Raw genomic sequence first — 23,759 nt, 5'->3', positions numbered from 1 at the left:
TACAAACAACCGGAATGGCCGAGGATAAAGAATTAACGTTTGCAAATGCCAAGCATTATCATTCGCGCGCTTCTCAACCTCTAATAACCCACCCGGATACTCCCTCAAATGCCTGCCCCTTGCCGCCTTTCTCCTTTGTCCCTGGGCCTTTCCCTGTTATTCAGTTCCAGCCTGGCCGTGGCTGCCAGCACCACGTTGCCGGAACTGTCGGTCACCGCCGACAGCGAGCGCGAGCGCGATGATCCACGGGTCAAAGAAGTCACCACGGCCACCCGCACCTCGACCCCGGCGCGCTACGTGCCGCAGGCCATCGACTCGCTGAAGACCAGCAACGTGCTGGATTACGGGACCAACGACCTCGGCAAGGCGCTGAGCGGCATTCCCAACGTCAGCAGTGGCGCCGACACCCGCTTCGACAGCGTGCGGATTCGTGGCTTCGACGCGAGCAACGACTTCTACCTGGACGGTATCCGCGACGACAGCCAGTACGTTCGCGACCTGCACAACATCGAGCGCATCGAGGTACTCAAGGGCCCGGCGGCCGTGCTGTATGGCCGTGGCAGCCAGGGCGGCATCATCAACCGGGTGAGCAAGGCCCCGGAAGCCGGTCGCCGCTCCAGCATCGAAGCCCAGGGCGGCAGCGAAGACATGCGCAGCCTGTACGCCGACCTCAGCGCTGATCCGTCGGACACCATCAGCCTGCGGCTGAACATGGGTAACAGCGACAACAACAGCTTCCGCGACGGTATCGATGGCAACCGCCAATTGTTCGCCCCGTCGATGAGCTGGCAACTGACCCCGGACCTGAACTGGCTGGTGCAGTACGAGTACAACCGCTACAACCGCACGCCGGATCGCGGCATCCCCGGCAATCCGCTGACCGGCCGCCCGGTGGACGTCAGCCGCGACACCACCTACGGCGACACCCATCGCGACTACATCGACGACAAGACCGAGTCGCTGCGCTCGCGCCTGAACTATCAGTTGAACGAGAACTGGCAACTGCGCCACACCCTCGGCCTGATCACCCTGGACAGCGATTTCGACAACACCTACCTGTCCGGCTACACCCCGGCCACCGGCCTGGTCGCCCGCCAGCGCTGGCAGCAGGACCTGAACACCCGCAACCTGTTCAACAACCTGGAAGCCGAAGGTCACTTCGATACGTTCGGCATCGAACACACGCTCCTCACCGGTCTGGAGCTGGGCGAGCAGCGGCGCAATTCGCTGCTGCACACCGCGCAGGCGGTCAGCGCGGGTGGCCAGGCCGTGCCGTCACTCAACGTCTACAACCCCAACCGCGACCTGCAGCACACCGGCCGGATGGTGGTTTCGAGCAACAACCACACCGACGTCAGTAGCCGCGGCCTGTACCTGCAGGACCAGATTCGCCTGAACGATCAGTGGCAAGTACTGGCCGGCCTGCGTTTCGACCGCTTCGAAGTCGAGACCACCAGCAAGGTCACCGGCAGGAACGAAAAGCAGGACAGCAACAGCACCAGCCCGCGTCTGGGCGTGGTCTACACACCGTGGAAAGAACACTCGTTCTACGCCTCCTGGAGCAAGACGTTCTCGCCAGTCGGCGGCGGCCTGATCGGCATCACACCGGGCGCTGCGGGCAACACCAACGAGGTGGGCCCGGAGCACACCAGACAGAAGGAAATCGGGGTCAAGAGCGACTGGCTGGACGAGCGCCTGAGCACCACGCTCGCGGTGTATGAGCTGGAACTGTTCAACCGCCGCAACCTCGATCCGCTGGACCGCAACCGGGTGATCCTCACCGGCCTGCAACGCTCGCGCGGTATCGAACTGACCGCCAGCGGCAAGCTGGGTGGCAACTGGTATGTGCGTGGCGGTATTGGTGTGCAGGACGCCACCATCGTCGACGACAGTGAAGGCAACGCCGGCAACCGCATTGCCGATGTGGCCAAGCGCAACGCCAGCGTGTTCCTGACCTGGAAACCGGAAATGGGCTGGTACGCCGAGACCGGCCTGACCCTGGTCGGCCAGCGTTATGCCGATACCCGCAACACCATCGCCCTGCCGGGCTATGGCACCTGGGATGCCCTGGCCGGCTACCGCACCAGGGACTGGGACCTGCGTGCGGCGCTGAGCAATATCGCCGACAAGACCTATTACGCGTCGGGGACCAGCGCATCGCAGATCCAGTTTGGCGATCCGCGCAGCCTGGTGGTGACCGGGACTTACAGCTTCTGATCAATGAAAAAGGGCGGCACCGTTAACCGGTGCCGCCCTTTTTCTCTTTCAGCCGTCGCCCCATCAGCCCTGCCAGATACCCACCAGAGCATCGAGCTCCGCGTCGGTAATCAGGCCTGCTGGATAGCGTTCTACCAGCATGCGCCGTGGATCGGTCTTCCTGACCCGGGTTGGTCCATTGTGTTTCAACCACCGCGCCAATACCTGGAGCGCTTCGTGGTTCATCACTGTCGGGTGCGAAGCCAACTCACGTGCTGCATTCATTTCACACGTACTCCCCCAGAGGCGTGAGCGGCTACCTTACTCAAGCTTTATGACAGATCCGTGCGGTGCACGACCGTCCGTCCACTTGGTAACAAGTGAATCAAATACAAGAGCTGTGCCATCCAGGGGTGCCGACTGTCGTCCAGCCAATAAAAAAGCCCGTCACAGGACGGGCTTTTTTTTGACGTCAGATCAACGACTTGCGGGTGCAGGCTGCTGCTGGGTCAGGCAGTGAATATTGCCGCCGCCGAGCAGTAGCTCACGTCCGGGCACCATGACCACTTTGTGGTCCGGGAACAGGCGTGCCAGGATCGCTCTAGCTTCAGCATCCGCCGGGTCGTTGAAGCTCGGCGCAATGATGCCGCCATTGACGATGAGGAAGTTCACATAGGAACCGGCCAGGCGCGAGGACGGGCTGCGCTCCTGGCTGCCGGCGACCGGATCGACGCCATCGCACTCTTCCTCGGTGGCGAACATCGGGCCCGGAATCGGCATTTTGTGCACCACAAACGTGCGCCCCTTGGCATCGCGCTGGCTTTCCAGCACCGCCATGGCCGCGCGGCAACGCGCGTAGTTGGGGTCATTGGAATCATCGGTCCAGGCCAGTAACACTTCGCCCGGGCTGACGTAACAGCAGAAGTTGTCGACGTGGCCGTCGGTCTCGTCGTTGTACAGGCCGTCCGGCAGCCAGACGATGGTGTCCACGGCGAGGTTCTCGCGCAGGATTTCTTCGATCTGCTCGCGGTTCAGGTGCGGGTTGCGGTTGGCGTTGAGCAGGCATTCCTCGGTGGTGATCAGGGTGCCTTCGCCATCGACGTGGATCGAGCCGCCTTCGAGCACGAAGCCTTCGGTGACATAGCGCGCGTTGCGCTCGATACCGAGGATCTTGCCGGCCACTTGCTCGTCACGGTTCCAGGGTGCGTACAGACCGCCAAGGAAACCGCCCCAGGCGTTGAAGCCCCAATCCACGCCGCGCACATCGCCGTTGTCGTTGATGACGAAGGTCGGCCCGGTGTCGCGGACCCAGGCGTCGTCGTTGCTGATTTCCACCACGCGGATGTTCGGCTCATCGGCCAGGCGCGCGAGGGCGTTCTCGTACTGGCCGGCGGAAACGCCGACGGTCACCGGCTCGAAGCGGGCGATCGCCTTGGCCACGGCAACGTGCGCGGCCTGCGCCGGCTTGCCGCCCAGGCGCCAGTTGTCCGGACGCTCCGGCCAGATCATCCAGACCTGGGTTTGTGGCGCCCATTCGGCGGGCATGTGGAAGCCATCGGCACGGGGGGTAGAGGTCAAAGTCTTCATGGTCGAACCTGGGTTGTGCCCGGGGCGGGCCGGTGGTTGTACAGAAAGGGTGGGTAATCAGTGATTGCCTTTATAGCCGATAAATATCTGCATTAGAAGTGACAAATAAAATACTCCGACCAATAAAAAGCCGGTTAATTCGATAACAATCGAATTGACCGGCTTTTTGCGTTTCAACGCTTACAGGTCTTCCAACAGCACCTTGGCCACGCTGTCGACGAAGAAATCCACGCTTTCGCGGGTCGTGCACATCGGCGGCTTGATCTTCAGGATGTTCAGGTAGTCGCCGGTCGGCTGCATGAAAATGCCCAGGTCACGCAGGCGATTGCACAGGGCGGCGGTTTCTTCGGTGGCCGGTTCCAGGGTTTGCGGATCGCGCACCAGTTCCAGACCGAGGTAGAACCCGGACCCGTGCACCGCGCCCGCCAGCGGATATTCATCGATCAACGCCTGCAGACGCGCCTTGAAGTAGCCGCCGACTTCCCGGGCCTTTTCCCACAGCCCTTCTTCGGCCATCACGTCGAGTACCGCCATGCCGATCCGGCAACTGACCGGGCTGCCGCCCGCGGAGGAGAAGAAATAGCCCTCGGCTTCCAGCGCCTCGGCGATTTCCCGGCGGGTGATCACCGCGCCCAATGGCTGGCCGTTGCCCATGCCTTTGGCCATGGTGATGATATCCGGCACTACGCCCTGCTCTTCGAAACCCCAGAACCATTCACCCATGCGTCCATAACCGACCTGCACTTCATCGGCGATGCACACCCCACCGCGCTCGCGGACACGGCTGTAAACCTGCTCCAGATAACCGGCGGGCAGTGGAATGCCACCCGCATTGCCGTAGACCGGTTCGCAGATGAAACCGGCGAGCTGGCGGCCGGTAGCGTCGACCTGTTCCAGAACGCTGTCCACATCGTTCACATAATCAACCGTGCTGTCGGCGCCGCGGTACTTGCCGCGATAGGTGTTCGGCGCCGTCACCGGGTGCACCCATTCCGGCCGCGTGCTCAGCGCTTGCGGATTATCGGCGATAGAGGTGGACACCGCGTCGGCGGCCACCGACCAGCCGTGATACGCCTCGAGCACGCTGAGCATCTCGCGCCCGCCGCTGTAGGCCCAGGCTAGACGTATGGCCAGGTCGTTGGCCTCGGTGCCGCTGTTGACCAGGAACACCCGGTCCATGCCTTTGGGCGCCAGCGCCAGCAGACGCTCGGAAAACTCGGCGATGGCCGCGTAGTGAAAACGCGAGTTGGTGTTGAGCAACGACCATTGCCGCGCCGCCTCGCTGACCATGCGCGGGTGACCGTGGCCGAGCACCGCGACGTTGTTGAGCATGTCCAGGTAGGAGCGGCCTTGCAGGTCGATCAAGTAGTTGCGCCAGCCGCGTTCGATCTGCGGCGGTTGCTGGTAATAGTGCTTCTGCGAACGGGCGAAGCTGGCCTCGCGGCGCTCCAGCAGGGCTTGGGCATCGCTCAGCGGCGCGGCGTCGCAGTCAAAACCGAGCAGCGCTGCCGGCGACGGACACAGCACCCGCCAGGCCTGCGCACGGGACGGCACGACAAAGGCCGGTGGACGCAGCCCTGGCACCCGGCACACCTGCACCGTGACGATCTCGGCACTTTGCGCCAGTAACTGGCCTTGCTCGATCACCTGGCCATCGGCCGGACCCGCGTCGATCCCGGACAGCCAGAGCGTGACTTGCCCGCCTTCCAGACTGCCGCTGCCCGCCGCGTCCTCACGCCAGGTGCCGGCAAACGGCGCACGCAGTTCGCTGCCGGGCGTCAGGTGCAGTTCGACCTGCAAGGCGAAGGTCTGCGGCTCTTGCGGGTTATCGATATGGGTTTGCGACAGCCGATACTCGCCATACAGCGACGCCGCCGGGGCCGGGTGCTGACGCAACAGTTGCTGATCGATACCCGGCGCCTCCCAGTTGCCGGCGCTGAAATGCTCGCTGAGCACACCCAGATCGACCCGCGCCACCGCCTGCTCGCGCAAGGCCGGCAGCAGGTTTGCGCAAGCGCTCAGGTCCGGCGCCGTCGGCGTGATCCCCGCCACCTGCAGAATCGCCGCCTCCATCAGGGCGAACGGCACGCTGTCGGCGACCTCGAAGATCTCCCACTCGTGCGCGAGATTTGCACGGCTGTATTGATTGTCCGGATCGATACTCACCTGTTGCTCGCCACTGAGCACCAGCACTGCGGCGCGGGCGACGATCAGCGGCCAAAGCGCCTTGAGCTCGGCCTCGGTCAGCGGGTTGACCGCATGATAGGCCGCGACTGCGGGGAGGATACGCAGCGGATCACCCTCGGTATGGTGCAGCAAGGCCGCGCAGGTCACCGACAGATCGGCGATCCGCCAGGTGTGCAGCAGATCGCCGAAATCGATCACGCCTTGCAGTTGCCACTGCCGGTCGGCATCGCGCTGCCAGACGGCGTTGTCGTCGGTGATGTCGAGGTGCACGGCCTGCATCGGCAGGTCCGCCTGGATTTCAGCCAGCGCCTGCTGCGCCTGGGCCGCGGCGGACTGCACGCGCGCCTTGCGCGGCCCCTCGGCGAGCACCGGCAGCAGGTGCGCGATCAGCGCCTGGGCGTGTTGCGGGTCCCATTGCAGGGTGCGCGTCAGGCCCGGATGGCTGAAATCGGCCAGGGCCTGGTCGACCCGCGCACACAGGGCGCCCAGTTCGGCCATCAACCGCGGTTCCATATGCTTGAGGCGGGTCAGCGTCTGCCCGTCGATGTAGTCCAGCAGCCGCGCACGTACGGCCTGACCCTCGATATCCAGCGACAACAACTGCTCGCCCGAGGCCGCCACCTGCACCGCCGGCACCGGCACACCGCGCTCGCGCAGATAGCCGAGGGCCGCGTGCTGGGCCTCCAGTTCCTGCGCCGAGTAACTGCCGTGGCAGACTTTCAGCACATAACGGCCCTGGCCGGTGTCGAGGCGAAAGTTCAGGTCCTGCTGGCTGCCCAGCGCCTGCAAGGTGCCCGCCAGCCCGTAGTGCTGATCGAGCAGGACACGAGCCTGTTGCTCGCTGAGGGTGGGGCACGGCTGGCTTGCGCGGTGGATAAGGGTGCTGAGGGGCATCGCGGGGACCTCGGTTTTTTTGAGGTTATATCGCCATCTGTCCGGCGCTAACGCAAGTGCATCGATAAAAATTCTGCACAGTTGGCCTAAAGTTCGTTGCATAAAGCATGACAAACAACGTATCCGGCACAATCCGCTTGCACCGTCTGCGACGGCACACAAGTATGTAGCCGTTGCTCAATGCAAGTTACGGAATAAAGGCGGCCCCGACATGCGAATTCTCATCACCGGTGGAGCTGGATTCATCGGCTCGGCGCTGGTGCGCCACCTGATCGACAACACCGACCACGAAGTGCTCAACCTGGACAAGTTGACCTACGCCGGCAACCTGGAGTCGTTGCACAGCGTCGCGACGAATACCCGCTATGAGTTCGTCCAGGCCGACATCGTCGACCAGGCAACCGTCAGCGCGATCCTCGAGCGCTTCCAGCCGCACGCGATCATGCACCTGGCCGCTGAATCCCATGTCGACCGTTCCATCGACGGTCCGTCGGACTTCATCCAGACCAACATCGTCGGCACCTACAGCCTGCTGGAAGCAGCCCGCGCTTACTGGACGAAACTGCCGGCCGGCGAGCGTGAAGCGTTCCGCTTCCACCATATCTCCACCGACGAAGTGTACGGCGACCTGCACGGTGTCGATGACCTGTTCACCGAGACCACGCCTTACGCGCCAAGCTCGCCGTACTCGGCCAGCAAGGCTGCATCCGACCATCTGGTCCGCGCCTGGCACCGTACCTACGGCCTGCCGGTGCTGCTGACCAACTGTTCGAACAACTACGGTCCGTTCCACTTCCCGGAAAAACTCATTCCGCTGGTGATCCTCAACGCCCTGGCGGGCAAGCCGCTGCCGGTCTATGGCAATGGCCTGCAAGTCCGCGACTGGCTGTTCGTCGAAGACCACGCCCGCGCCCTGCTCAAGGTCGTGAGCGAAGGTGTGGTGGGCGAGACCTACAACATTGGCGGTCACAACGAACAGAAGAATATCGATGTCGTGCGCGGCATCTGCGCCCTGCTCGAAGAACTGGCGCCGCAACGTCCGCAAGGTGTTGCCAGCTATGCCGACCTCATCACCTTCGTCCAGGACCGTCCTGGCCACGATCAGCGCTACGCCATCGACGCCGGCAAGATCGAACGCGAACTGGGCTGGGTTCCCGAAGAAACCTTCGAAACCGGCCTGCGCAAGACCGTCCAGTGGTATCTGGATAACCTGGAATGGTGCCGCCACGTACAAGACGGCAGCTACCAGGGACAACGCCTGGGCAACTCCGATTTCAAGGACCTGATTGCATGACCAAAGGTATTGTCCTGGCGGGCGGCTCCGGCACCCGCCTGCACCCCATCACTCTCGGTGTGTCCAAGCAGCTGCTGCCGATCTACGACAAACCGATGATCTACTACCCGATTTCGGTACTGATGCTTGCCGGGATCCGCGAAATCCTGGTGATTTCCACTCCACGCGATCTGCCGCAATACCGCCAGTTACTCGGCGATGGCAGCCAGTTTGGCATCGATATCAGCTACGCCGAGCAACCCACCCCGGACGGCCTGGCCCAGGCTTTTCTGATTGGTGAAAACTTTATCGGAGACGATTCCGTGTGCCTGGTGCTGGGCGACAACATCTTCCATGGCCAGGGCTTTACCGCGCAGTTGCTCAAAGCGGCCAGTCATGGTCACGGTGCGACGGTATTCGGCTACTGGGTCAAGGGGCCCGAGCGCTTCGGCGTGGTCGAATACGACGCTGACGGTCGCGTGCTTTCCATTGAGGAGAAGCCGGCGGTACCGAAGTCCAACTACGCAGTGACCGGCTTGTATTTCTACGACAACGATGTGGTGAGCATCGCCCGCTCCGTCAAACCCTCGGCACGCGGCGAGCTGGAGATCACTGACGTCAACAACGCCTACCTGAAGCGCGGCGACCTGCGCGTGGAGCGATTCGGCCGTGGCTTCGCCTGGCTGGACACCGGCACCCACGACAGCCTGCTTGAGGCGTCTCAGTATGTGCAGACCATCGAGCATCGTCAGGGTCTGAAAGTCGCCTGCCTCGAAGAGATCGCTTTCCAGCAGGGCTGGATCAACGAGGCAGAGCTGACCGCTCGGGCCGAAGCCCTGAGCAAAACCGGCTATGGCCAATACCTGCTTGGACTGATGAGCAAAACACAATGAAGGTAACTGCCAGTACCCTGCCGGAAGTTCTGATTCTGGAGCCCACGGTTTTCGGAGATGCCCGGGGTTTTTTCTACGAGAGCTTCAACGAACGCGTGTTTGCTGAAAAAACCGGCGTAGCCGCTCATTTTGTTCAGGACAATCATTCACGCTCGCAAAAAGGCGTGCTGCGTGGCCTGCACTACCAGATTGAAAATGCCCAGGGAAAAGTGGTGCGGGTCACCGCGGGCGAGGTGCTCGATGTGGCCGTCGACTTGCGCCGTAGCTCGGTCAACTTCGGACGCTGGACCAGTATTCATCTGTCGGCGCAAAACAACCGTCAGTTGTGGATTCCACCAGGCTTCGCCCACGGGTTCTACGTGCTGAGCGACCACGCCGAGTTCCTGTACAAGACCACCGATTACTACAACCCAGCCGCTGAACGCTGCGTCCTCTGGAACGACCCGACCCTGGCCATCGACTGGGAACTGGACGGTGAGCCACAACTCTCGGCCAAGGACCAGAACGGCAAACTGCTGTGTGACGCGGACCTGTTCCCGTGAACATCCTCGTCATTGGCCGTAATGGTCAGGTCGCCCAGGCCCTCCAGCACGCGCTGGGCACGCTTGGCCGGTTGCACATCCTCGGCAGCGACCAACTCGACCTCGCGTACCCGGAGCGCATTGCCGAACAGGTTCGCGCCATCGCCCCCGACCTGATCATCAACGCCGCCGCGCACACGGCGGTGGACCAGGCCGAGAACGAGCCGGAACTGGCCTTCGCGATCAACGCCACGGCGCCCGGTATCTTCGCTGAAGAAGCTGCGCGCCTCGGCGTTCCGCTGATCCACTACTCCACCGACTACGTCTTCGACGGCAGCAAGACCGGGCCTTACACCGAAGACGACACGCCGAACCCGCTGGGTGTCTACGGGCACAGCAAGCTGGCCGGCGAACAGGCCATCGCCGCGGTGGGTGGGCAGCACCTGATCCTGCGCACCAGTTGGGTCTACTCGACCCACGGCCGCAATTTCCTGCTGACCATGCAGCGCCTGCTGCAAGAGAAGCCGGAACTGCGCATCGTCGCCGATCAGATTGGCGCGCCGACCTGGGCCGGGACCATCGCCGACAGCACCCGTCAGTTGATCGAGCGCTGGCAAGCCGGCCAGGCCGGCGCCTGGGGCGTCTACCACCTGACCGCGCAGGGTGAAACCTCGTGGTTCGGTTTTGCCCAGGCGATCGGCGAGCAGCTCAAGGCCCAGGGCAAACTCTGCGCCAATCTGCTGCCGATCCCGTCCAGCGAATACCCGACGCCGGCACGCCGGCCGTTGAACTCGCGCCTCGACTGCAGCCGCCTGCAACGCGAGTGGAACGTCAGTCAGCCCGACTGGCATCAGGCGCTGATCGACTGCCTGAAGTAGCGCATAATGCGCCAGATCTTTCTGGCGCTTTGTTGCGATGACCATGACCCCCAGCACTCCCCGCCGTCCCCGCTGGCGCAGCCTGGCCCTGTTGGCCCTGTGTCTGGCGCCGCTGCTCTGGCCACTCAAGCACCTGGCCGAACACTATTACCAGGAAGAGCTGGCCAGCCAGAACCGCCAGACCCTCGACCTCTACGTCGCCAACCTGCTGGGCATCCTGCACCGCTACGAAGCCCTGCCGCAGATTCTCGGCGACCTGCCGACCCTGCGCGCCGTCCTGGCCGATCCGTTTCGCCTGGAATACCTGACCAACGCCAACCGCCGGCTCAAGGAAATCAGCAGCCAGACCGGCGCCGAAGTGATCTACCTGATGGACGCCAAGGGCAACACCCTGGCCGCCTCCAACTGGGACAAGAAAGACAGCTTCATCGGCCGCAATTTCGCCTTCCGCCCGTACTTCAGCGAAGCCACCGCCGGGCGCCTGGGGCGCTTCTTCGGCCAGGGCACCACCTCGGCCAAGCGCGGCTACTTCTTCGGCGCGCCCGTGTGGCAAGGCGAGGAGGTCATCGGCGTGCTGGTGGTCAAGGTCGACCTGGACCACACCGAAACCCTCTGGGGCAAAACCCCCGAACAATTGCTGCTGACCGACAGCAACGGCGTGGTGGTACTGACCTCGCGCCCCGACTGGCGCTTCCGTGCCACCCGGCCGCTGACCGATGAAGAACGCCAGGCGATCACCGCGATCCAGCCCTATCCGACCCAGGAGCCCAAGCCGCTGAACCTCAACCGCCAGGCCTGGCTCGTGCAGACCCGGCCGATTCCGGAAACTGGCTGGGAGGTGAACATCCTCGCCCCGCGGGCACTGGTGGACCGCTCGGTGAGTACGGTGCTGGCCGTCGGTGGCGCCACCCTGCTGGCGGTGATGCTGCTGGTCGGGCTGGTCATGCAGCGGCGCCGGCATTACATGGACCGTATCGACTTCGAAGCCCGCGCCCGTCACGACTCGGAAAAGCGCGTGGCCGACCGTACCGCCGACCTTGAAGGCCTCAACAGCCGCCTGAAAAGCGAAGTGCTGGAGCGTGAGCAAGCCCAGCAAGAAGCCGCCCGCGCCCAGGACGAACTGGTCCAGGCCGGCAAGTTGTCGGTGCTCGGCACCATGTCGGCGAGCATCAGCCACGAACTCAACCAGCCGCTGGCGGCCATTCGCAGCTACGCCGAGAACGCCGAAGTGCTGCTCGACCACCAGCGCATCGACGACGCCCGCGGCAACCTCAAGCTGATCAACGAACTGACCGGACGCATGGCCTCGATCATCGCCCACCTGCGCGCCTTCGCCCGCCGCGACCGCCACGCGCCGGAAAGCGTGGCCCTGCAACCGGCGCTGGACGACGCACTGGCGCTGTTGGCCAAGCGCCGCCGGGCAATGGCCGTCGAGCTGATCCGCGACCTGCCCGAAGCCACGTTCTGGGTGCAGGCCGGTGAAACCCGCCTGCGCCAGGTGCTCGGCAACCTGCTGGCCAACGCCCTCGACGCCCTCACCGAAAAAGCCAATCCCCGCAAACTGTGGATAAGTGCCGAGCGGCGTGAAGACTACGTCTACCTGACCATTCGCGACAACGGCCCGGGCTTCACCAGCCAGGCCATGGCCCGTGCCCGCGAACCGTTTTTCACCACCAAGACCCGCACCCAGGGCCTTGGCCTGGGCCTGGCGATCTGCGACACGCTGATGCGCGCGCTGGGCGGTGAGTTGCTGCTGGCCAACCACCCCGAGGGCGGCGCGCTGCTGACCCTGCAACTGCGCGTGGCCAAGCCCGGCGCCAATCTTAAGACTTCGGAGGACCACTCGGCATGACCACCGAGACGCTGATCGACAGCCGCATCCAGGTAATCCTGGTCGACGACGACCCGCACCTGCGCCAGGCCCTGAGCCAGACCCTCGACCTCGCCGGCCTGCGCGTGCTGCCGCTGAGCGACGCCCAGGGCCTGGCCCAACGTATCGAAGCCGACTGGCCGGGCGTGGTGGTCAGCGATATCCGCATGCCCGGCATCGACGGCCTGCAATTGCTGGAACAACTGCACGGCCAGGACCCGGAACTGCCGGTGCTGTTGATCACCGGCCACGGCGATGTGCCGCTGGCGGTGCAGGCGATGCGCGCCGGCGCCTATGACTTCCTCGAAAAACCCTTCGCCAGCGATGCCCTGCTCGACAGCGTGCGCCGCGCCCTGGCCCTGCGCCGCCTGGTGCTGGACAACCGCAGCCTGCGCCTGGCCCTCAGCGACCGCCACGAACTCAGTGCCCGACTGGTCGGCCAGTCGGCACCGATCCTGCGCCTGCGCGAGCAGATCGGCGCCCTCGCCGCGACCCGCGCCGACGTGCTGATCCTCGGTGAAACCGGCGCAGGCAAGGAAGTCGTGGCCCGCGCCCTGCACGACCTGTCCAGCCGCCGCGACGGTCCTTTCGTGGCGATCAACGCCGGCGCCCTGGCCGAGTCGGTGGTGGAAAGCGAGCTGTTCGGCCATGAGCCCGGCGCCTTCACCGGCGCGCAGAAACGCCGCATCGGCAAGTTCGAATTCGCCAACGGCGGCACGCTGTTCCTCGACGAAATCGAAAGCATGAGCCTGGATGTCCAGGTCAAATTGCTGCGCATGTTGCAGGAGCGCGTGCTGGAACGCCTCGGCGGCAACCAGCAGATTCCGCTGGATATCCGCGTCATCGCCGCGACCAAGGAAGACCTGCGCCAGGCCGCCGACCAGGGCCGCTTCCGCGCCGACCTCTACTACCGGCTCAACGTCGCGCCGCTGCGCATTCCGCCGCTGCGCGAGCGTGGCGACGACGTGCTGGTGCTGTTCCAGCACTTCGCCGATGCCGCCAGCGAGCGCCACGGCCTGCCGCCGCACGCGTTGCAGCCGGCGCAACGGGCGATGCTGCTGCGCCACGGCTGGCCGGGCAATGTGCGCGAGTTGCAGAACGCCGCCGAACGCTTCGCCCTCGGCCTTGAGCTGGCGCTGGACGGCCAGGCCGAAAGCGCCGCCGCGCCACTGGACCTGCCACCGGCCAACGGCAACCTCAGTGAACAGGTCGAGCATTTCGAACGCTCGCTGATCGCCGCGGAACTGGCGCGCACGCACAACTCCATGCGCAGCCTCGCCGAAGCCCTCGGCATCCCGCGCAAGACCCTGCACGACAAGCTGCGCAAACACGGCCTGAGCTTCGCCGACAGCAACGCCAGCGCCGCTGACGACCTGGAGGAAACCCGCTGATGAGCAGCGACAGCCACTACTTGGAAAACGTCCTGCACCAAGACATCCCGCTGACCCGCGACATGGGCCTCAAGGTCCTCGACTGGCAACAGCAACGCCTGCGCCTGCAATTGCCGCTGGACGCCAACGTCAACCACAAGAGCACCATGTTCGGCGGCAGCCTGTACTGCGGCGCGGTGCTGGCGGGCTGGGGCTGGTTGCACCTGCGCTTGCGCGAGGCGGGGATCGATGACGGGCATATCGTCATCCAGGAAGGCCGGATCAGTTATCCACTGCCCGTGACCGGCGCGGCCATCGCCGTGTGCGAGGCGCCGGAGGAGAAGGTCTGGCAGCGTTTCGTCAGCACCTATCAGCGCTATGGCCGGGCGCGCCTGAGCCTGCACACCCAGGTGTTCAACGAGAACAGTGAAGCGCCCGCCGTGGCGTTCGACGGGCAGTACGTCCTACATCGCTGACGCCAGTGCCAGCAGCTTGCCGCGCCACGGCGCGGCGGCGGGCAGGCCAAGGAAGAACGGGTTGAGCAGCGATTCGCGCGGCGGATAAACAAAGGCCTCGCCGTCCAGACCAAGCACTTCACCGCCCGCCCCTTCCAGCACCCCTTGCGCGGCCGCGGTGTCCCACTGCGAGGTCGGCGCCAGTCGCGGGTAGCAATCGGCGGCGCCTTCGGCCAGCAGGCAGAACTTCAGCGAACTGCCGATATTGGCCAGCTCCAGCGCCCCCAGCGCTTCGCCGAGGCCGGCCAGCAAACGCTCCTGCTGCGGGCTGGAATGACGGCGACTGGCGACCACGGTGAACGACTCACCCACCGGCGGCGCCAGGCGAACCTTGATCGGCTGCACCTTGCCATCGGCTTCCGCGCGCCAGGCGCCGAGGCCCCGGCCACCGTAGTAGCAACGGCCAGTGACCGGCATCACCACCACGCCGAAGACCACACGGCCTTGCTCGACCAGGGCGATATTCACGGTGAACTCTTCAGTCCCGGCGATGAACTCCTTGGTGCCGTCCAACGGGTCCACCAGCCACCAGCGCTGCCAGCGCTGGCGCTCTTCGAGGGCGATGTCGCAGTCTTCCTCGGACAGCACCGGAATATCCGGCGCCAGTGCCTGCAAGCCCTCGGCGATGACGTCGTGCGCGGCGAGGTCGGCGGCGGTGACCGGCGATTCGTCGGCCTTGGCCGTTACCGCCACGTTCACGCGCCAGAACGGCAGGATCGCGGTGCCGGCGCGGCGCGCCAGCGCCACCACGTGGGGCATCAGTTCGAGATCGTTCATGCCGGGAACACTCCGCGCTGGGTCAGCAGGTCGCGCACCAGATAGAGCGCCGCCAGCGCCCGGCCTTCGGAAAACTGTGGATGCTGGGCCAGCGCCGACAGCTCGCGCAGGCTGACGCGATCGACACGCATCGGCTCCGGCTCATCGCCCGGGAGGTGCTCTTCATAGAGGTCGGTGGCCAGGACCACCTGGATCTTCTGGCTCATGTAGCCAGGGGACAGCGACAGCTCGGTGAGGTGTTCAAGCTGACGGGCGCCGAAGCCGGCTTCTTCCTTCAACTCGCGGTTGGCTGCCGCCAGCACGTCCTCGCCGGGCTCGATCAGGCCCTTGGGCAGGGACAGCTCGTATTCGTCGGTGCCGCCGCAGTATTCCTCCACCAGCACGGCGTGCTCGCTGTCGAGCATCGCCACGATCATCACCGCGCCGTAGCCATTGCCGCGCCCGACCAGCCGTTCGTAGGTGCGCTCGGTGCCGTTGGAGAAGCGCAATTGCACGGCTTCGACACGGAACAGGCGGCTGCTGGCGACGATCTCGCGGGAAAGGACGGTGGGTTTCTGGCGCATGAGGGGGCGGCTCCTTGGCGGTAACGGGTTACTATACCGCCCACGATAGCCTGACCGAACGAGAATATTTCACATGCCTGCCCTCGCCTGGCGCGACATCGACACGGTCCTGTTGGACATGGACGGCACCTTGCTGGACCTCCACTACGACAACCACTTCTGGATGGAGCTGCTGCCCCAGCGCTATGCCGAGCACCACGGCATCAGCCGGGCCATGGCCGAGCTGGAAATCCAGCCGCTGTTCGAGCGCAACGCCGGGTCGCTGAACTGGTATTGCCTGGACTTCTGGACCGCCGAACTCAAGCTGCCGATCCGCGAACTGAAGCAGGAAACCGCCAACCTGATCGCCCTGCGCCCGGACGCCGACACCTTCCTCGCCGCCCTGCGCGACGCCGGCAAACGGGTGATCCTGATCACCAACGCGCACCGCGACTCACTGTCGCTGAAACTGGAGCGGGTAGCCCTGGCGCCCTACTTCGAGCGCATGATCAGTTCCCACGACTACGGCTTCCCCAAGGAAAACCAGCAGTTCTGGACCGCCTTGCAAGCCGACACCGGCTTCGACCCGGCACGCAGCCTGTTCATCGACGACACCCTGGCGATCCTGCGCAGCGCCCGCACCTTCGGCGTCGCCCACCTGCTCGCCGTGCGCCAGCCAGACAGCCGCAAACCTGCGCGCGATACCGAAGAGTTCGCGGCGCAGGAGGATTACCGGGTTCTGTTGGAAGGACTGTGAATCTGCGGGCTTACTCTGGAATACGCAACGTTTGCCCCGGATAGATCTTGTCCGGATGGCTCAACAGCGGCTTGTTGGCTTCGAAGATCTTGTTGTACAGGTTGGCGTTGCCGTAGACGGTCAGGGAGATGGCGCTGAGGGTGTCGCCCTTCTTCACCACCACGAAGCGGGAAGCAGCGACAACCTGCCCGGTCACCGTGAGCTGATCATCGACGGAGGCCACGCCGGCAATATTGCCCAGCGCCAGCAGAATCTTCTCCTTCTCTTCCTGACTGCTCACCTCGCCCTTCACCGTGACCTTGTCACCGTCCACCGTGGTCTCGATGTTCGGGTTGCCCAGCCCGACCTTGGCCACGTGATCCTTGAGTTGCTCGCTGGCATTGGCGTTACCCGGCGTCAGCAGGTCGATAAGTTTCTCGCCCGCCTCTTTCACGAAACTGAAAATGCTCATGCCACTCTCCTAGTGATGAATCTCGGAGCAGGGAGTCTAGGTCAGGTTAGAATGCTTCGCCCGCCAACCCCGAGACGACGATGGACATCAAACAGCTCAAGTTCCTCATCGCCCTGGATGAAACCCGTCATTTCGGCCAGGCCGCCGCGCTTTGCCACGTGACCCAGCCGACCCTCTCGATGCGCCTGCGCAACCTCGAGCGCGAGCTGGGGCTGGAGCTGGTCAATCGCGGCCAGCGCTTCGAAGGCTTCACCGCCCAGGGCGAGCGGATCCTGGCGTGGGCACGCTCGGTTCTCGCCGCCTACGACGGGCTGCAGGCCGAGGCCGCCGCCTGTCGCGGGCATCTCGCCGGCACGCTGCGGCTGGGGATGGTGCCGCTGTCGAGCTTCGACCCACTGCCGCTGTTGCAGCGCCTGCACCGCCAACACCCGGACCTGAGTTTCGAACTCAGTGCCCTCAGTTCCGAACAGATCCTCGAACAGCTCACCAGCAATCGCCTCGACCTGGGTCTGTCCTACCTGGAAAAACTCGACCACGACCGCTTCGAAGCGCTGCCACTGGGCGAGTCGCGCATGGGCCTGCTGTACGACCCGGCGCACTTCCGTTTCGACGATCAGCCGCTGCACTGGGAAGCGTTGGCCGAGCTGCCGCTGGGCCTGCTCACTGCGGGCATGCACTTTCGCCAGTCGGTGGACCACAACTTCCACAGCCGCGGCCTGAACCCGCGTCTACTGTTGCAGACCGATGCCGTCCATCAGTTGATCCAGGCCGTGCACGGCGGCCTGTGTTGCGCGGTGATGCCGTTGGGCACGGGGCTCGAAGCGGTCACCGGCAAACTGCGCCTGCACCCCATCGAAGCGGCCTGCACCCTGGCCCCGCTGGGCCTGATCATGCGCCGCACGGCGCCGCGCTCGGCACTGGCCGAAGCCTGCATGGCCGAATACCGTAAATTGCTCGAAGAGGCATGATCGACGGCCTCTATGGAGGCATCAGCAGAAGCGATTAGACGATACCCGAGCGTGGGCCTAGGCTTAAGACTGATTAGCCTGCGGGTATCTAATAATGAGCAGCAAACCCCCGGTCTGCGCGGCTTCCACGCTTCTGGACGCCCCAGCCGCCAGCGTGCGTTACGACTACAGCGAGCTCGAAGACCACCTTCCCGCCAGCGCCGACCTCGCCGAAGAGGTAGCCCTGGCCATCGCCTTCAACGGCATCAGCCAGGCGGTCATGCTGGTAAGCCCCACCGATCTGGAAGACTTCGTCGTCGGCTTCAGCATCGGCAGCGGCATCGTCGAGCACATCGACGATATCTATGACGTGAAACTCGCCGGCAGCGGCTCGGCCCTGCACGCGCAGGTGGAAATCGCCAGCCGCGCCTTCTGGAACCTCAAGACCCAGCGTCGGCAGATGGCCGGCACCAGCGGCTGCGGCCTGTGCGGCGTGGAAGCCGTGGAACAGGCGCTGCCCGACCTCAAGGCCTTGCCCGGCGCGCCATTGCCGCCCGCCGAGTGGCTGGCCGGCCTGCGCCAGCGCATCAACACGTTCCAGCCGCTGGGCCAGCACTGCGGCGCGGTACATGCCGCGCTGTTCATGGATGCCCACGGTGAATTACTGATGGGCCGCGAAGACATCGGCCGACACAACGCCCTCGACAAGCTGATCGGCGCCCTGCTCCGCCAGCGCATCGACACCACCGGCGGCCTCGCCGTGGTCACCAGCCGCTGCAGCCTGGAACTGATCCAGAAAGTCCTGCGCGCCGGCATCCAGACCCTGGTCAGCCTGTCCTCGCCCACCGGCCTGGCGCTGCAATGGGCCCGCCGGCACAACCTGAACCTCATCCACCTGCCACAACACAGTGCGCCGAGGGTCTACAGCCCTGCACGGGAGAATCGATCGTGAGCCTGCATCATCAAGCCGACCAGAAACCCGTCCCGCGCTACAAACCCTACAACGGCGCCGCCGGTGGCTGGGGTGCGCTGCGCAGTGTGGCGCAGGCCTGGATCGGCAGCGACAACGCGCTGAAGAACATCCGCGCCCTGCTCAAGACCAACCAGAACGGCGGCTTCGACTGCCCCGGCTGCGCCTGGGGCGACTCGCCGGAAAGCGGCATGGTCAAGTTCTGCGAGAACGGCGCCAAGGCGGTGAACTGGGAGGCGACCAAGCGCCGCGTCGACAAGTCGTTCTTCGCCCGCCACAGCATCAGCTCGCTGCTGAGCCAGAGCGACTACTGGCTCGAATACCAGGGCCGACTGACCGAGCCGATGGCCTATGACCCGGCCAGCGACCGCTACAAACCGATTTCCTGGGATGAGGCCTTCGCCGTCATCGCCCGTCACCTCAACGCGCTGGAAAGCCCAGACCAGGCCGAGTTCTACACCTCGGGCCGGGCCAGCAACGAAGCGGCCTACCTGTACCAGTTGTTCGTTCGTGCCTTTGGCACCAACAACTTCCCGGACTGCTCGAACATGTGCCACGAAGCCAGCGGCGTGGCCTTGGGCCAGAGCGTCGGCGTCGGCAAGGGCACCGTGACCTTCGATGATTTCGAACACGCCGACGCGCTGTTCGTCTGGGGCCAGAACCCCGGCACCAACCACCCACGGATGCTCGAACCGCTGCGCGAAGCGGTGAAACGCGGCGCCCAGGTGGTCTGCGTCAACCCACTCAAGGAGCGCGGCCTGGAACGCTTCCAGCACCCGCAGCACCCGATCGAAATGCTCACCAACGGCGACCGCCCGACCAACACCGCCTATTTCCGCCCGGCGCTGGGCGGCGACATGGCGATGATGCGCGGGATGGCCAAGTTCCTCCTGCAATGGGAACGCGAAGCCCAGGTCAGTGGCGCCGAACCGGTGTTCGACCACGCATTCATTGCCGAGCACACCGCCACCGTGGACGACTATCTGGCGGTGGTCGATGACACGTCCTGGGCGCAGATCGAGTCGCAGTCAGGGCTGCCCCTGGCCGATATCGAACAAGCCGCGCGCATGTACGCACGGGCCAAAAAGGTCATCATGTGCTGGGCCATGGGCATCACCCAGCACCGCCATTCGGTGGCGACCATCCAGGAAATCGCCAACCTCATGCTGCTGCGCGGCAACCTCGGCCAGCCGGGCGCCGGCCTGTGCCCGGTGCGCGGTCACAGCAACGTGCAGGGCGACCGCACCATGGGCATCAACGAGCGCCCGCCGGTGACTTTGCTGGACTCGCTGGAGCGTCATTTCGGCTTCAAGGTGCCGCGCCACAACGGCCACAACACCGTCGAAGCCATCCACGCCATGCTCGAAGGCAAGGCCAGGGTCTTTATCGGTCTGGGCGGCAACTTCGCCCAGGCCACGCCCGACACCGAGCGCACCGCCCAGGCCCTGCGCAACTGCGACCTGACCGTGCAGATCAGCACCAAGCTCAACCGCAGCCACCTGATTCACGGCAAGGAAGCGCTGATCCTGCCGTGCCTCGGCCGCACCGACATCGACCTGCAAAGCGACGGCCCGCAGGCGGTGACCGTGGAAGACTCGTTCAGCATGGTCCACGCCTCCAACGGCCAGTTGCAGCCGTTATCGCGGCAGATGCGCTCGGAGCCGGCGGTGGTCGCCGGGATCGCCGCCGCGACCCTCGGCAGCCACCCGGTGGACTGGAACTGGCTGATCGCCGACTACGGGCGCATCCGCGACCTGATCGCCCAGACCATTCCCGGTTTCGACCAGTTCAACGAACGCCTGCTCAACCCCGGTGGTTTCTACCTGGGCAACAGCGCCGGGCAGCGCATCTGGAAGACCGCAACCGGCAAGGCCAACTTCAAGGCCAATCGCCTGCCCGACGACCTGCTGCACGAAGGCGTGCGCGCCACTGGCCAGGTACCGGACCTGATCATGCAATCGATGCGCTCCCACGATCAGTACAACACCACCATCTACGGCCTCGATGACCGCTACCGTGGGGTCAGGGGCCAGCGTGACGTGCTGTTCGCCAACGAAGCCGACATCATCCGCCTGGGCTTCAACCCGGGCGACAAGGCCGATATCGTCTCGCTGTGGGGCGACGGGCTGGAGCGCCGGGTCAAGCGTTTCACCCTGCTGGCGTTCGACATCCCGGCGGGTCAGGCAGCGGCGTACTACCCGGAAGTGAACCCGCTGGTGCCGCTGGAAAGCGTAGGGGATGGGAGCCATACGCCGACGTCGAAGTTTGTGGCGATTCAGTTGCAGCGGGCGACGCCTGAGGCGCGGATCCTATAAGCACGTACATTCCTTCCGGGCGCTTTCCTGCGCCCACAAAAAAGGCCCTGACATCACTGTCAGGGCCCCGTTCAAGTAGCGTATGACCCACCAAAACACGATAAGTTTCACCCAGAAAACAACAACTTAGAAATATGTGTTGCAGTCGTGTTACTCGTCGGATTTACGTTGTCAGCCACACCTCAAGGAACGCAGGATCGCCGCGTCATCCCTTTGAGGCTCTCGTATGAAGTACTCCTCGATTCTCGTGTTGTCCCTCAGCCTGCTCAGTGGCGTTGCCAGTGCAGGCGGCACCACCGAAGCCGGTATTGGCGGCGCATTGGGTGGGGTATTGGGCTCGGTGGTCGGTCAGTCGCTCGGTGGCAGCACCGGCTCGGCGATCGGCGCAGGCCTCGGTGGCGCGGCCGGTAGTGCCGTCGGCGCCGACAAGCGCAGCCGTGGCGAAGCCGCCATCGGCGGTGCCCTGGGCGCAGCAGGCGGCAACGTGGTGGGCCGCAGCATGGGCGGCAACACCGGCAGCCTGATCGGCGCCGCAGCAGGCGGTGGCGCAGGCGGTGCGCTGGGCAACTACATGGGTAACAAGGCCGATGAAGACGACCGTCGCTACAACGACCGCGGCCGTGGCTACGATCGCCGCTATGTGCATGACCGCGGTCATCACTACGGCCATCGCAAGCACAAGCGCAACTGGCGCCATTGATTGATGCCTGCGTATTCCGCCTCCCCCCGGGGGCGGGATACGGAAAGCCCCCACAGTCCTTGCACCATTGGCTTATCAAGCCAAACGCCATCACACTTTTGGCTTACGCCATACACCTACGTTTCCTACCCTCTCCTAAGCCACGCCGGAATCTGTCGCTGCGCGGGCCCTAAAGCGTTTCAGCCAAAAATCCTGTCCACGCGGTCAGCGCGTACCCCACCTGTTTTTCCAAGGCACGCTCGTGACTGACCAGTCGGATTAAGGGGCGTCCCGATTTTGACGTCAAATGACTACCGCTACCATGCGAAGCCTTCAAAAGGACAGTAGGCGTAAGGGATGCGGATGTACTTGGGAATCGGGATAGGAATCGCCCTCTGCGCCGGTGGCATGTTCTTCGGCCAGCCCTGGGCGAACATCGCCGGGCTACTGCTGATCGCCCTGGCCGCCACGCTCTGGGGACCGCGCAAGATCGTCTCGCCAACCCCGTCCCACCTTGAACACCACCTCCCCCTCGAACAACCACCGCATCCGCTGGAGCAACTGCTGCCGGTGGTTATGCCGTCCTGGACCGACAGCCTGCAACAGAGCCGCCGCCTCCTTTCGGACAACATCGGCGGGCTGCTCGGACGCTTCACCGACATCAGCCAGCGCCTGCAGGCCAGCCTCGACCAGAGCGAAGACGTGCTGACCAGCGGCGGCCTCGGCGAGAACCTGCGCGACGCCAACCAGCGCCTGCAAGGGGTGACCGAAGCCTTCGCCGCGGGCAGCCGCCGCCAGCAGGAATTCCTCGCCACCATCGGCCACCTCGGCAGCTACACCGGCGAATTGCAGCAGATGGCCCGCCACGTCCAGGAAATCGCCAGCCAGACCAACCTGCTGGCGCTCAACGCCGCCATCGAGGCTGCCCGCGCCGGTGAATTCGGCCGCGGCTTCGCGGTGGTTGCCGACGAGGTGCGCAAGCTGTCCCGGCTGTCCGCTGAGACCGGCCGTTCGATGGACAGCAAGGTCGGCGAGATCAACCAGGCGATCCAGTCCAGCATCGAAGCTGCCAACGAACTCAGTACCGAAGAACAGCAAAACCTGGCCCGCCTTGAACAGGTGCTGAGCGAAGTCATCAACGGCCTGGGCGACAACCTCGACGCCCTCGATGCCGCCTCGCGCAACCTGCAGGGCAATGCCCGTTCGACTCAGGACGATATCCACGCCGTGATGGTCGCCCTGCAGTTCCAGGACCGCGCCGACCAGATGCTCGACCACCTTCAGACCGATTTGCTGCAACTGCTCGACGCCGTCGAGCGCCGCGACCAGCGCCTGCACGATGCCCAGGCGTGGCTCGCCCGCCTGCGCGAGCGCTTCACCACCAGTGAAGAACGCGCCGGCCACAGCCAGGCGGCCACTACCAGCGACGTCACCTTTTTCTAACTGCCGAGGGCCCTGACATGGCCAAGACCATCCTGATCGTCGATGACTCCGCCTCAATGCGCCAACTGGTAAAGATCAGCCTCAACGGCACCGGTCACCAGATCATCGAAGCAAGCGACGGGCGCGACGCCCTGAGCAAGCTGAACGGGCAAAAGATCAACCTGATCATCAGCGACGTGAACATGCCCAACCTCGACGGCATCGGGCTGGTCAAGGCGGTCAAGGCCAAGCCTGAATACCGCTTCACGCCGATCATGATGCTCACCACCGAAAGCGAGCAGGCCAAGAAAGCCGAGGGCCAGGCCGCAGGCGCCAAGGCCTGGATCGTCAAGCCGTTCCAGCCGCAGCAACTGCTGGCGGCCGTCGAAAAGCTGATCGGCTGATGGCCGCCCTCACGCTGCATCCGGCCAGCGACCGGGAACCCGCACGGCTGAGCATGCAGGGTGACCTGACGATCTACGAAGTGAGCGAGACGCAACAGGCACTGCTCGCCCTACTGCCCGACGACCCCGGCCCCTGGACCCTCGACCTGAGCGGCCTGGACGACCTCGACAGCGCCGGCGTCCAGGTGCTGCTGGCCTTGCAAAAGACCCTGACCGAGGGCGCCCGGGTCACCGCGCTGTCCGAGCGGGCCCTCGCGCTGGTGCAGTTGTTGCGCCTCGAAGCCCTGTACCCGGCGAGCAAGGAGTGAGCG

Annotated in this window: 22 protein-coding genes; 16 read left to right on the top strand and 6 right to left on the bottom strand. The window is 64.6% G+C overall.

Translation table 11 applies throughout. From position 1 onward, the window contains the following. Positions 1–108 precede the first annotated feature (108 nt). Positions 109–2,217, top strand: coding sequence for a TonB-dependent siderophore receptor (locus tag CKW37_RS28830; protein ID WP_095159507.1), 2,109 nt, complete (start codon positions 109–111; stop codon positions 2,215–2,217). Between the two features lie 63 nt (positions 2,218–2,280). Here CKW37_RS28830 and CKW37_RS28825 read toward each other — a convergent pair whose 3' ends face one another. The 3 genes from CKW37_RS28825 to CKW37_RS28815 form a co-directional block, all read right to left on the bottom strand. Further along, entirely contained in the window at positions 2,281–2,481 is a 201-nt protein-coding gene (locus CKW37_RS28825) for a hypothetical protein (RefSeq protein ID WP_095159506.1), read from the bottom strand. 192 nt (positions 2,482–2,673) lie between these two features. Continuing rightward, complete coding sequence (aguA, locus tag CKW37_RS28820; protein WP_095159505.1) at positions 2,674–3,783, bottom strand: agmatine deiminase; 1,110 nt, start codon at positions 3,781–3,783, stop codon at positions 2,674–2,676. 180 nt (positions 3,784–3,963) lie between these two features. Next, positions 3,964–6,864, bottom strand: coding sequence for an aminotransferase (locus CKW37_RS28815; protein WP_095159504.1), 2,901 nt, complete (start codon positions 6,862–6,864; stop codon positions 3,964–3,966). 211 nt (positions 6,865–7,075) lie between these two features. Between CKW37_RS28815 and rfbB the strand changes: the two genes are divergently transcribed. From rfbB to CKW37_RS28780, 7 genes are read left to right on the top strand one after another with little or no spacing between them, the layout of a single operon-like run. After that, positions 7,076–8,158, top strand: a complete 1,083-nt coding sequence (gene rfbB, locus CKW37_RS28810; protein ID WP_095159503.1) for a dTDP-glucose 4,6-dehydratase — start codon at positions 7,076–7,078, stop codon at positions 8,156–8,158. Beyond that, positions 8,155–9,030 carry a glucose-1-phosphate thymidylyltransferase RfbA gene (gene rfbA, locus CKW37_RS28805; protein WP_095159502.1) on the top strand — a complete coding sequence of 292 codons (876 nt, stop codon included), beginning with the start codon at positions 8,155–8,157 and terminating at the stop codon, positions 9,028–9,030. The genes rfbB and rfbA overlap by 4 nt, the downstream gene beginning before the upstream one ends. After that, a complete protein-coding gene (gene rfbC / locus CKW37_RS28800; RefSeq protein WP_095159501.1) occupies positions 9,027–9,572 on the top strand; it encodes a dTDP-4-dehydrorhamnose 3,5-epimerase in 546 nt (181 codons plus the stop codon). The genes rfbA and rfbC overlap by 4 nt, the downstream gene beginning before the upstream one ends. After that, positions 9,569–10,429: a dTDP-4-dehydrorhamnose reductase gene (gene rfbD / locus CKW37_RS28795; RefSeq protein WP_095159500.1), complete on the top strand. Its 861-nt coding sequence runs from the start codon at positions 9,569–9,571 to the stop codon at positions 10,427–10,429. Before rfbC ends, rfbD begins: the two co-directional genes overlap by 4 nt. A 37-nt stretch (positions 10,430–10,466) precedes the next feature. Further along, complete coding sequence (locus CKW37_RS28790) at positions 10,467–12,281, top strand: ATP-binding protein (protein WP_095159499.1); 1,815 nt, start codon at positions 10,467–10,469, stop codon at positions 12,279–12,281. Beyond that, positions 12,278–13,690 (top strand): sigma-54 dependent transcriptional regulator, encoded by a 1,413-nt coding sequence (locus tag CKW37_RS28785; RefSeq protein WP_095159498.1) that lies wholly within the window; start codon positions 12,278–12,280, stop codon positions 13,688–13,690. The genes CKW37_RS28790 and CKW37_RS28785 overlap by 4 nt, the downstream gene beginning before the upstream one ends. Continuing rightward, positions 13,690–14,145, top strand: a complete 456-nt coding sequence (locus CKW37_RS28780; protein ID WP_095159497.1) for a YiiD C-terminal domain-containing protein — start codon at positions 13,690–13,692, stop codon at positions 14,143–14,145. The genes CKW37_RS28785 and CKW37_RS28780 overlap by 1 nt, the downstream gene beginning before the upstream one ends. Here CKW37_RS28780 and cysQ read toward each other — a convergent pair. After that, complete coding sequence (gene cysQ / locus CKW37_RS28775; RefSeq protein ID WP_095159496.1) at positions 14,134–14,961, bottom strand: 3'(2'),5'-bisphosphate nucleotidase CysQ; 828 nt, start codon at positions 14,959–14,961, stop codon at positions 14,134–14,136. The genes CKW37_RS28780 and cysQ overlap by 12 nt on opposite strands. Continuing rightward, positions 14,958–15,524 carry an ADP compounds hydrolase NudE gene (gene nudE / locus CKW37_RS28770; RefSeq protein ID WP_095159495.1) on the bottom strand — a complete coding sequence of 189 codons (567 nt, stop codon included), beginning with the start codon at positions 15,522–15,524 and terminating at the stop codon, positions 14,958–14,960. Before nudE ends, cysQ begins: the two co-directional genes overlap by 4 nt. 73 nt (positions 15,525–15,597) lie before the next feature. Between nudE and yrfG the strand changes: the two genes are divergently transcribed. Continuing rightward, on the top strand, positions 15,598–16,260 hold the full coding sequence (gene yrfG / locus CKW37_RS28765) for a GMP/IMP nucleotidase (RefSeq protein WP_095159494.1): 663 nt from the start codon (positions 15,598–15,600) through the stop codon (positions 16,258–16,260). A gap of 10 nt (positions 16,261–16,270) precedes the next feature. On the opposite strand, the gene lysM is transcribed toward yrfG, so the two are convergent. Then, positions 16,271–16,711, bottom strand: coding sequence for a peptidoglycan-binding protein LysM (gene lysM, locus CKW37_RS28760; RefSeq protein ID WP_095159493.1), 441 nt, complete (start codon positions 16,709–16,711; stop codon positions 16,271–16,273). 80 nt (positions 16,712–16,791) lie between these two features. Here lysM and CKW37_RS28755 point away from each other — a divergent pair, with 80 nt between their 5' ends. From CKW37_RS28755 to CKW37_RS28725, 7 genes are all read left to right on the top strand, one after another. Continuing rightward, on the top strand, positions 16,792–17,679 hold the full coding sequence (locus CKW37_RS28755; protein ID WP_095159492.1) for a LysR family transcriptional regulator: 888 nt from the start codon (positions 16,792–16,794) through the stop codon (positions 17,677–17,679). A 94-nt stretch (positions 17,680–17,773) separates the two neighbouring features. Beyond that, the gene (gene fdhD / locus CKW37_RS28750) at positions 17,774–18,610 is read left to right on the top strand and encodes a formate dehydrogenase accessory sulfurtransferase FdhD (protein ID WP_095159491.1); all 837 of its coding nucleotides are present in this window, start codon (positions 17,774–17,776) and stop codon (positions 18,608–18,610) included. Then, positions 18,607–20,943, top strand: a complete 2,337-nt coding sequence (locus CKW37_RS28745; RefSeq protein ID WP_095159490.1) for an FdhF/YdeP family oxidoreductase — start codon at positions 18,607–18,609, stop codon at positions 20,941–20,943. Before fdhD ends, CKW37_RS28745 begins: the two co-directional genes overlap by 4 nt. Positions 20,944–21,169: 226 nt before the next feature. Next, positions 21,170–21,643, top strand: coding sequence for a YMGG-like glycine zipper-containing protein (locus tag CKW37_RS28740; RefSeq protein WP_095159489.1), 474 nt, complete (start codon positions 21,170–21,172; stop codon positions 21,641–21,643). Positions 21,644–21,979: 336 nt separating this feature from the next. Beyond that, entirely contained in the window at positions 21,980–23,065 is a 1,086-nt protein-coding gene (locus tag CKW37_RS28735; RefSeq protein WP_095159488.1) for a methyl-accepting chemotaxis protein, read from the top strand. Between the two features lie 17 nt (positions 23,066–23,082). After that, complete coding sequence (locus tag CKW37_RS28730; protein WP_095159487.1) at positions 23,083–23,448, top strand: response regulator; 366 nt, start codon at positions 23,083–23,085, stop codon at positions 23,446–23,448. Continuing rightward, entirely contained in the window at positions 23,448–23,756 is a 309-nt protein-coding gene (locus CKW37_RS28725) for an STAS domain-containing protein (RefSeq protein ID WP_095159486.1), read from the top strand. The genes CKW37_RS28730 and CKW37_RS28725 overlap by 1 nt, the downstream gene beginning before the upstream one ends. The last annotated feature ends 3 nt before the right edge of the window (positions 23,757–23,759 follow it).

It is taken from the genome of Pseudomonas sp. Irchel 3E13, assembly GCF_900187455.1.
Classification (GTDB): Bacteria; Pseudomonadota; Gammaproteobacteria; order Pseudomonadales; family Pseudomonadaceae; genus Aquipseudomonas.
Note: the sequence above shows the minus strand (reverse complement) of the source record. Positions and strands in the feature narration are given on the sequence as shown.